The following is an 8,374-nucleotide window of genomic DNA, read 5'->3' as shown; positions in this document are numbered from 1 at the left end:
GTCACGGCGCTGAAAGGGATGGTCCTCGCGCCCACGGGCAGGTCGCCCGTCACCCCGGCGTTGCGGCCCAGTTCGACGATGGAGCGGCCCTCCGGCGTCTCGTCCGCCAGCGAGGCCATGACCGCCGCCCGCATCGCCACATCGGGACGCACGCCCGGCACGGTGATGACCTCGGTAGCCATGCGGTTGCCAAAGGTGATGGTGCCGGTCTTGTCGAGCAGCAGGGTGTCGACATCGCCCGCCGCCTCGACCGCGCGGCCCGAGGTGGCCAGGACATTGACCTTCAGCAGCCGGTCCATGCCGGCGATGCCGACGGCCGAAAGGAGCCCGCCAATGGTTGTCGGAATAAGGGTGATGAACAGCGCGCCCAGCACGATGGGGTCCAGCTTGATCCCCGAATAGGCGCCCAGCCCCAGCAGGGATGCGACCGCGATCAGGAAGACCAGGGTCAGCCCGGCCAGCAGCACCGACAGGGCCAGTTCATTCGGCGTCTTCCTGCGGTCCGCGCCCTCGACCATGGCGATCATGCGGTCAAGGAAGGTGGCGCCAGGGGCCGAGGTGATGCGGACCTTGATCCAGTCCGACACCACCGTGGTGCCGCCGGTGACGGCGGAACGGTCGCCGCCGCTTTCGCGGATGACGGGGGCGCTTTCGCCGGTGATGGCGGCCTCGTTGACCGAGGCGACGCCCTCGATGATCTCGCCGTCCGAGGGGATGACGTCGCCGGCCTCGACCAGGACGATGGAGCCGATCTCCAGCTCCCCCGCCGGGGTCGGGACCACCGTGCCGGTCGCCGGATCGACGATCAGCTTGGCCTTGGTGGTGACGCGGGTGGCGCGCAGGCTGTCGGCCGCCGCCTTGCCGCGCCCTTCGGCGATGCTTTCGGCGACATTGGCGAACAGGACCGTGGCCCACAGCCACAGCGCCAGCTGGATGGCGAAGCCGGCCGCCTGGCCGCTGGCTGCCGCCACGACCGCCGAAGCGGTCGCCAGCAGGGCGACGATCCAGGTGGCGAAGATCACCGGGTTTCTGAGAAGCTTGGTCGGGTTCAGCTTGACGACAGCGTCGCCGAGCGCCCGGCCGAGCATGGCCCCGGTCAGCCCGCCCGCAATGGGCGTTGACCGAGGGCTCGACGGATCGAGCGTGACTTGAGTCATGGGATTATCCGATCAGAACCGGGCCACGACCTGGAGCATGTCGAAATGCTCCACGATCGGACCCAGTGAGAGGGCGGGGAAGAACTGCAGGCCGCCGAGGATCAGGATCACCCCGATCAGCAGGCCGATGAACAGCGGGCCATGGGTCGGCAGGGTGCCGGTCGAGGGCGCCAGCTTGGGCTTGGCGACCAGGGCGCCGGCGACGGCCAGAACCGCAATAGCGGGCACGAACCGGCCCAGCAGCATGGCCAGACCCAGGGTGGTATTCCACCAGGGCGCGTTGGCGGTCAGACCGGCAAAGGCTGAGCCGTTGTTCCCCGTCGCCGAGGTATAGGCATAGAGGACCTCGGACAGGCCGTGCGGCCCCTTGTTCAGCAGACCGGCCAGGGCCTCGGGCAGGACGGCGGCGACGGCCGAGAAGCCCAGCACCGACAGGGGCACCACCAGAACCGCCAGCATGGCGAACTGGATTTCTCGCGCCTCGATCTTCTTGCCCAGGTATTCCGGCGTGCGACCGACCATCAGGCCCGCGACAAAGACCGCCAGCATGGCCATCAGCACCATGACGGCGACGCCCGAGCCGATCCCGCCGGGCAGGATCTCGCCCAGTTGCATCAGGAACATGGTCACAGCCCCGCCCAGCGGCATGTAGCTGGCGTGCATGGAGTTGACCGAGCCGTTCGAGGCGCCGGTCGTCTGGGCCGCCCAGGCGACCGAGGACGGCACGCCGAAGCGGACCTCCTTGCCCTCCATATTGCCGACCGACGTATCGACCCGGGCGGCGACCAGGGCGGGCGCCGGCTGGCTTTCGATGACGTAGAGGGCGGAGGCTGCGCCCCCCAGCAGGATGACGGCGGCCACCGCCAGGGCGCGGACCTCCTTCCTGGCCAGGACGCTGCGGCCGAAGGCGAAGAAGGCCGCCCACCCCATGACGTTGATGCAGATCGCCGTGATCAGGGTGGTCAGCGGCGTCGGGTTCTCCAGCGGGCGGGCCGAGTTGACGTTGAACACGCCGCCGCCGTTGATGCCCAGTTGCTTGATGGCCAGCTGGCTGGCGGTCGGGAACAGGCTGATCGTCTGCGCCCCGCCCTCCAGCGTTGTCGCCTGGGCCGAGGCCGCCAGCGACTGCACCACGCCCAGCCCGGCCAGAACCACCGCCACGATAAAGGCGATGGGCAGCAGGACATAGAGGCTGGTCCGCGTCAGGTCTGCCCAGAAGTTGCCAAGGCCTTCGCCGCGATTGGCGATGAAGGCGCGCGCCAGGGCGGCGGCGATGGTCGCGCCGGTCGCCGCCGAGACGAAGTTCTGCACCGTCAGACCGACCATCTGGGTGAAGGTCGAGACGGTCGTCTCGCCGCCATAGCTCTGCCAGTTGGTGTTGGTGACAAAGCTGACGGCGGTGTTGAAGGCCAGGTGCGGGCTGAGGCCGTCAAACCCCTGCGGGTTCATCGGCAAAACACCCTGCAGACGCAGCAGGCCGTAGAGCAGCAGGAAGCCCGCCAGGTTGAAGGCCAGCAGGGCGCCGACATAGCCGAGCCAGCCCTGGCTGCGGTTCGGGTCCACCCCGGCGGCGCGATAAAACAGGCCCTCGACCGGCTTCAGCACCGGGTCCAGCCAGGTGCGCTCGCCGTTCCAGACACGCGACATATAGATCCCGATCGGCCAGCCGAGCACGACGGCGAGGCCGAGGGTCAGGGCGATCTCCGCCCATCCTTGAATGTTCATGAGAAGGCGGCTCCGTTCAGAACCGCTCGGGCCGCAGCAGGGCCGCGACCATATAGCCAGCGATGACGAGTGCGCCGGCGCCCCAAAGGACGTTCAGCCACATGGTCACAGCCTCTTCAGCGCAATGGCCAGCGCGGCGAAGGCCACAAAAGCCCCGACACCGATCGCCACGAAAATCACATCGGTCATGCCGACATCTCCAGCTCAGTTAGAGCCGGAAGAGACGCTTTCAGGGCGTAAGCGGGCCATTCGGAAAGCCGCCCGCCACATAAGGCGCGCATAAAGTCGGCGGCCAGACCTGAGCGCACCCAGGTCTGGCCTTCACTTCAGCGTGTCACCAGGTTTCGCCGAAGGGGCGGGCTTCCGCCTCAAAGGTCCAGGCCGACTTGTCCTGACGGACGAGCATCGACGCCAGGTCGGCCACGCCTGAGGGCTTGATGAAGAAGTCGTCGGACTTGTCCTTCATGACTTCGCGGGTGCGCGGCAGATCGACGACGCCGTCGAGGATGATCAGCGCGACGTGGACGCCGTCCGGACCGAGCTGTCGCGCCAGGGCTTCGCACAGGCTGCGCTGCGCCGCCTTGGCTGGAGCGAAGGCCGTGGTTCGCGCCGTGCCACGTCGTGACGCCGTCGCGCCGATGACGATGATGGCGCCCTCGCCCGCCGCCTTCATGGCCGGCGTGACTTCTTTCGCCACCAGGAAAAGGCCAAGACTATTCACGCGCCAGGACGCCTCGAAATCGGCGGCGCTGACGTCGTCGAGCGCACCGAAGACGCCCGAGCCTGCGTTGAAGACCACCACATCGACTTCACCCATTTCGGCGCGGACTGCCGCGAAGGCGCTGGCGACCGATGCCGCATCGCCCACGTCGCAGGCGAAGGAGCGGGCGTCGACCAGTTCTTCCGCCAGGGCCAAGGTGTTCTTCGTCGAGCGCGCCATCAAGGCGACGGCATAGCCGTCAGCCGCGAAGCGTCGCGCCAAAGCGGCGCCGTTGCCGGGTCCAACGCCGATGACGGCGCAGACTTTTCTCTTTTCACTCATCCGGTTGATCCCTTCGCCTGGAAATTGATGCGTTATTCTGTGACAGAAGCCGAAATCGCCTGATCGGTTTCGAGCTAGACCGATGATAGGTTCGGCAGACGATAAGCGCCACAGTTGCGATTTCCATTCGCGCACATATACGCCCCCGCTTGCCGCATCTCTTATGAATGCGATCAAGCCTCTTGCACCACTCTCTGAAACTGTGAATATGAGGTCATCTTCAATTTTAGGGTTCAGTAATGGTTCAGGCGGTTGAACACGCTTCAGAGATGGTCTCGGAGTGGGTCGAGGTCACGCAGGCCATGATTGACGATTTCGGTCGCGCCACCCTGGACAGCGATCCCTTTCACAACGATCCCGAATGGGCCAAGGACAACACCCCATATGGCGGCACCATCGCCTTTGGTTTCCTGACGGTGTCCTTGCTGACCCATCTGGCGGCGAAAGCGATCGAGGGCGCCGGCGGCAATTTCAAGCCTAAAGGCGGCTACTTCCTGAACTATGGATTTGACCGTATGCGTCTGGTCGCACCGGTGCCGACGGGCAGCCGCGTGCGGGGCCGCTTCGTCAAGGGACCGGAGCATACGGATGAGGCTGGACGAGTGCGCCGCTCCATGGACGCCGTGATCGAGATCGAAGGCGGCGAGCGCCCTGCTTTGGTGGCGACCTGGCTCAGCGTCTGGGTGCCTGACAGCGTCGAAGCGAGGGCCTGATGTCCAGCGTTCAGCAGCGGTTGATGCCTTCCAGGACGATGTCGGCGGTAGGAGAGTCGCCGCTGCTGACGCTGATTTCCGATTACGCCGCCTGGTATGGCGAGCAGACGCCTGAGGCGCCGGCGGCGACGCTGGACGGTCAGGTTCAGACCTATGCGGAGTTGGCGCACGGCGTGGACGCCCTAGCCCGCGCCATGATCGCCGCCGGCGTCGCCAAGGGCGATCGCGTCGCCATGCTGGCCCCGCCCTCCCCTGACTTTCTGACCGTCTTCCTGGCCACGGCGGCGGTTGGGGCGATCTGGGTCGGGTTGAATCCCCGCTACCGCTATGAAGAACTGGCCTATGTCGTCGGCGATTGCACGCCGCGCCTGATCATCGGGCGTCGCCGTGTGGCTGGGCGAGATTACGTCCAGGATCTGGAAGCCCTTGCGGCGAACGTCTCGGCGGATCTGGTTCTGATCGGCGAAGACGAATTGGACGCGCGCGCCCATCTGCCGTTGAGCGTCTATGTCGCCCAGGGCGAGGCCGTGACCGACGAAGCCCTGACGGAACGCAAACGGTCTGTCACGCCGCGCGATCCGTGCCTGATCGTCTACACCTCAGGCAGCACGGGCAAGCCGAAGGGCGCGGTCCTGCACCATGAAGGACTGATCCTGCCCGCCCTGGAGCAGGGCGAACCCTTGCGCGGCGAACCGCTGTGCATGTTGAATTATCTGCCGATCAACCACATCGGCTGCGTCGGCGACATCACCGCCATGGTTCTGGTCAACGGCGGCAAGCTGGCCTTTCTGGAGCAGTTCGACGTCGAAACGGGGCTGAACACGATGGCGTCGGAAGGCGTCACCCTGTGGGGCACGGTTCCGTCCGTCTTCGAGATGACAGTGGCTCATTCCGCCTTCGCCCAGACGGACCTGTCGGCTGTACGGCGCGTCTTCTGGGGCGGCGCCGCCATGCCCGCATCGACGATCAAGGCTTTGATCCCCGTCGCAACCTGCATGGGCACCAACTACGGCCTGACCGAATCCTGCGGTCCCATCGCCGCCACCGGCGATATGATCGTTCAGGGTGACGCCGACGTCGTCTTCGCCACGGCTTCGGTCGGACGGCCGACCCGTCATTACCAAGTCCGTCTGCGCGCCGAAGACGGGTCGCTGGTCGAACAAGCCGGAGCCGACGGCGAGATCGAGGCCAAGGGCGCGCCCCTGTTCCTCGGCTACTGGAACCGGCCTGACGCCACGGCCGACGCCTTCACCAAGGACGGCTGGTTCCGCACCGGCGATGTCGGCGCCTGGTTGGACGACGGCCGCCTGCGCATCACCGGACGGTTGAAGGAAATGTACAAATCCGGCGGCTACAACGTCTATCCGCGCGAGATCGAGATCGCGCTGGAAGGCCACCCCGCCATCACTGAGGCCGCTGTCGTGGGCGTTCCCGACTCCGTTTGGGGTGAGGTGGGCGTCGCCTTCGTGATCGCCCGCGCCGACGTCGACGCCGCTCAACTTCAGGCCCATTGCCGCGAGCGGCTGGCCAACTACAAGATTCCCAAGCGTTTCGTGATCGAGCCGGACCTTCCGCGTCTGCCGGTCGGCAAGGTGGACAAGATGGCGCTGCGCCGTCTGGCCGTGGAGGACTAATGGACGCCGCCGTCAAGACGCCGAACGCCGTAGAGCAAGCGACGCCTTTGCGCCCTCGCCTGCTGGCCGGATACGGCCTGGCCAACATCGGCCTGGCCTGTTTCCTGATCACGCCGCAACTGCTGCTGCTCTACTTCCTGACCGACACCCTGGCGGTGCCGGCGGCGACGGCGGGCGTGGTCCTTCTGTTGCCCAAGATCTGGGAGGTGGTGTTCGACCCAGTCGTAGGCCTGTGGTCGGATCGGCTGCGCGGGCGGATGGGGCGGCGATGGCCCCTGATGGCGGCAGGCGCGGCCCTGTTCCCACTAGGTTTCGCGGCCATGTTCGCCCCGCCGACGCACCTGACCGGCTTCGGCGCCGTGGTCTGGGTCATGGCGGCCTATATGGCGGCGACGACGGCCTACGCCCTGTTCTCGATCCCTTACGCCGCCATGCCGGGCGAGATTTCGCGACGTCAGCAGGATCGGACCCGCGTCGTGGCGTGGCGCGTCGGCTTCCTGGCCTTCGGCCTGATGGTAGCAGGCGGCATGTCGCCCCTGCTGGTCGAAATGGCGGGCGGCGGTCGCCCCGGTTATGCGGTCATGGGCCTGCTGCTGGCGCTGATGGCGGGCGGCGCCTTGTTGGGGTCGTTGCGCGCGGTCTGGAAGCTGCAGGACCGCAGCCGCGATTTCGGCACGCCGCTGAAGCCGGCCAAAGCGCTGGCGGCCGGGGTGCGCGCCACTTTGGGCAATCCTGCCTATCGCTTCCTGTGGATCGGCTACGCCTTCCAGACGGTCGCCATGGGCGCCCAGTCGGCGATGATGCCCTATGCGGTCACCTACCAGATCCAGGCGTCGTCGGGCGTGCTGGCGCAATTGTTCCTGGCGGGCGCAATCGTTCAGGTCACGGCCATGCCGTTGTGGGTCAAGTTCGCGGATCGTTGGGGCGCGACGCGCGCCGCAATCGCCGCCGCAGCAGCCTATGCTCTGGCCACCCTGGGCTATGTCTGGTGCGGACCGGGCGATGTGGCCCTCGCCACCGCCGTCGCCGCCCTGGCGGGCCTGGGTCAGGCGGGCTGCTATGTCCTGCCGTTCGCCTTGATGCCCAGCGTGGTCGCGGCCCGCGACCAGAAAGAGGCTGAAGCCAACCTCGGCCTGCTGACGGCCGTCTGGGTCTCGGGTGAAAAGCTGGGTCTTGCCCTGGGCGGCGCGGCCGCGGGGGTGCTGCTGGGCCTTGCGGGCTATGTATCCGGAGGACAGGCCCAACCGGATTCGGCTCTGGCCGCCATCCCCCTGCTGTTCGCGACAGGGCCGGCGCTGATGCTGGCGTGCAGCGCGCCGCTGCTGTTGAAGCTGGATCGCCTGCGCCGCCGTCAGGGCCAGCCGCTCTAGGCGGCGGGCCGGGACCGCGAGAGGAAGCCAGCCAGCCTCACGGCCGCCTCCGGAAGGTCGTCGCTCGCTGGGGCGTCGCCATAGGCCAGCTGGTGCCAGACCACGCTGACGGCGTCCGACAGGGTATCGTCCGCGTCGGCTCCCATGCGCGCCAAGACCTCGATGAAGGATTCATCGGGCAGGACGATCATCTTGCGGGCGATTTCATCCGCCATGGCGACCAGCATGTAGCCGGCCAGGCGGACGGCGTCCGGGTCGTCCTCGGCGCGGCGACGCTGGATGCTCTCGGCCACGACCTCGGCCCAGCGGCGGTTGATCTTCTGGCTGATCTGCAGGAACTCGGGAACATAGTCGCCGACCTGGAAGACGCACTTCATCAGGCCGGGATTCGCCCGACAGACCCGGAACCACAGACGGTTGGTCGAACGGATTCGGGCAAATGGCGTGTCGCCCGTCGCGGGCGTCATCGCCTTGGCGACATAGTCATCGAAGAAGCGCGCCAGCGCCTCGACGGAAATCTCGGTCTTGTCCTTGAAGTAGACGTAGAAGGAGCCTTCGGCGACTTCGGCCTGGGTCGTGATGTCGCCGACGCGCATGGCGTGAAAGCCGCGCTCCTCCAGCACCTGGGCGGCGGCCAGCAAAAGCCGCGCGCGCGTGCGTTGCCCTTTGAGACGCGGCGGGTTGTCCCGCAGCTCAGCGGCCAGATAGGAGGAATAGCTCTGCAGTTGCATCA

8 protein-coding genes are annotated in these 8,374 nt (G+C 66.8%); 3 read left to right on the top strand and 5 right to left on the bottom strand.

Annotated elements, in window-relative coordinates; genetic code table 11:
• The 4 genes from RT567_RS00840 to RT567_RS00825 form a co-directional block, all read right to left on the bottom strand.
• Positions 1-1,157, bottom strand: a 1,157-nt coding sequence (locus RT567_RS00840; RefSeq protein ID WP_313573668.1) for an HAD-IC family P-type ATPase, incomplete at its 3' end; no start/stop codon positions are given.
• Positions 1,158-1,169: 12 nt separating this feature from the next.
• A complete protein-coding gene (gene kdpA, locus RT567_RS00835; protein ID WP_313573667.1) occupies positions 1,170-2,882 on the bottom strand; it encodes a potassium-transporting ATPase subunit KdpA in 1,713 nt (570 codons plus the stop codon).
• 16 nt (positions 2,883-2,898) lie between these two features.
• Entirely contained in the window at positions 2,899-2,985 is an 87-nt protein-coding gene (locus RT567_RS00830) for a potassium-transporting ATPase subunit F (RefSeq protein WP_256968182.1), read from the bottom strand.
• A 231-nt stretch (positions 2,986-3,216) separates the two neighbouring features.
• Positions 3,217-3,924, bottom strand: a complete 708-nt coding sequence (locus tag RT567_RS00825) for an SDR family NAD(P)-dependent oxidoreductase (RefSeq protein WP_313573665.1) — start codon at positions 3,922-3,924, stop codon at positions 3,217-3,219.
• 239 nt (positions 3,925-4,163) lie between these two features.
• Here RT567_RS00825 and RT567_RS00820 point away from each other — a divergent pair, with 239 nt between their 5' ends.
• Genes RT567_RS00820 through RT567_RS00810 form a run of 3 tightly spaced genes read left to right on the top strand, consistent with a single transcriptional unit; the run spans position 4,164 to position 7,641 of the window.
• Positions 4,164-4,637: a MaoC/PaaZ C-terminal domain-containing protein gene (locus RT567_RS00820; protein WP_313573664.1), complete on the top strand. Its 474-nt coding sequence runs from the start codon at positions 4,164-4,166 to the stop codon at positions 4,635-4,637.
• Entirely contained in the window at positions 4,637-6,271 is a 1,635-nt protein-coding gene (locus RT567_RS00815; RefSeq protein ID WP_313573663.1) for a class I adenylate-forming enzyme family protein, read from the top strand. Before RT567_RS00820 ends, RT567_RS00815 begins: the two co-directional genes overlap by 1 nt.
• Positions 6,271-7,641, top strand: a complete 1,371-nt coding sequence (locus RT567_RS00810; RefSeq protein ID WP_313573661.1) for an MFS transporter — start codon at positions 6,271-6,273, stop codon at positions 7,639-7,641. Before RT567_RS00815 ends, RT567_RS00810 begins: the two co-directional genes overlap by 1 nt.
• On the opposite strand, the gene RT567_RS00805 is transcribed toward RT567_RS00810, so the two are convergent.
• Positions 7,638-8,372, bottom strand: a complete 735-nt coding sequence (locus RT567_RS00805) for a TetR/AcrR family transcriptional regulator (RefSeq protein WP_313573660.1) — start codon at positions 8,370-8,372, stop codon at positions 7,638-7,640. The two genes, RT567_RS00810 and RT567_RS00805, sit on opposite strands and share 4 nt — an antisense overlap.
• Positions 8,373-8,374: the final 2 nt, after the last annotated feature.

This window comes from Brevundimonas sp., from assembly GCF_032107865.1.
Lineage (GTDB): Bacteria > Pseudomonadota > Alphaproteobacteria > Caulobacterales > Caulobacteraceae > Brevundimonas.
Note: the sequence above shows the minus strand (reverse complement) of the source record. Positions and strands in the feature narration are given on the sequence as shown.